This is a genomic window from Maribacter sp. 4G9 (genome assembly GCF_002742265.1).
Lineage (GTDB): Bacteria > Bacteroidota > Bacteroidia > Flavobacteriales > Flavobacteriaceae > Maribacter.
Genome location: NZ_MDGL01000069.1, coordinates 1 through 1,069, shown reverse-complemented (window position 1 = coordinate 1,069; position 1,069 = coordinate 1). Strand labels below are relative to the sequence as shown.

At 54.1% G+C, this 1,069-nt stretch carries 1 protein-coding gene; it reads right to left on the bottom strand.

Translation table 11 applies throughout. The features are described 5' to 3' along the window. Window positions 1–137: 137 nt before the first annotated feature. The coding region (locus BFP75_RS09850; protein WP_099545164.1) for an IS110 family transposase at window positions 138–1,069 on the bottom strand (932 nt) is incomplete at its 5' end.

Below are 1,069 nucleotides of genomic sequence, written 5' to 3'. Positions count from 1 at the left end.
ATGATTATAAGCTATAATAGGCCCGGCCACTTGCTAACCGATGTGATCCCTGCCATGGGCAAGGTCACCTACATTGTTCTGTGTTACGGGCCATTCTACTTTGATCGTGAGCTTCGCTATGTCCTGTTCAAATTTTCCTATTCCACTACCCCTATCTCATAGGGAATCCCTGTTTTTATCACCGCCAGGGTACGGCTCAAAAGCTTACGGGCCACTTTGACGATCACGGATTTCACGTTCTTGCCCTGGTGCTTCCGGTAGTATCCCTGCATCACCGGGTCCGTGCGTATGGCCTGCCACGAGGCCTCTATGAAATAACTGCGTATCAACCGATGGGCACGCATACTCACCCCCGTGTGCCTTATGGTGTCGCCACTTTGATAAATACCAGGTGAGAGTCCAACATAGCCCGCCAGTTGCTTGATGTTGCCGAACCTGCGCAGGTCTCCCAGTTCGCTCAATATGCCACTGGCCACGATGGGGCCGATACCGGGTATGCTGCGCAAAAGCATATAGTCCCCCTTGTAATGTTCCTTGGTCCATTTGCGCAATTGGGTCGATACCTCCCTGAACTCCCGGTCTATGAAACGGAAACTGCGCATGCGGCTCTCCAATACTTCCTTGCCCGTTTCGTATTCAAAATCAAGCCCGTCCAGCCAGTCACGGAAACCATGGCTCCAGTGATCGTTGTCGTACCGATCGGGGACCTTGATGCCGTAATAAAGCAGCTGCATCTTGATATAGCTCTTGATCTGGCGCATGTCCTTGACAAGGTCGTTCCTTCTGCGGAACAGGCTGCGCAACTGTTCCCGTTCCGGAGCCGGGACAACGATGCCCTCCAGACGCCCGTCCTTCAGTTCACGGGCTATGAGCTGCGCATCTATACGGTCCGTCTTGGTATGGCGCTCCTTGCCCCTCCTGAATATGTCCGCAGGGTTCACCACCAGGGAACGCCAGCCATAACCCTCGAAACAACGATGGGCCCGATAACCGCAACAGCCGGCTTCATAGGCCGTTGAAACCTCATGGCACGGATAGTGCCGCTCCACATATTCCCGTAGCCCTTCCG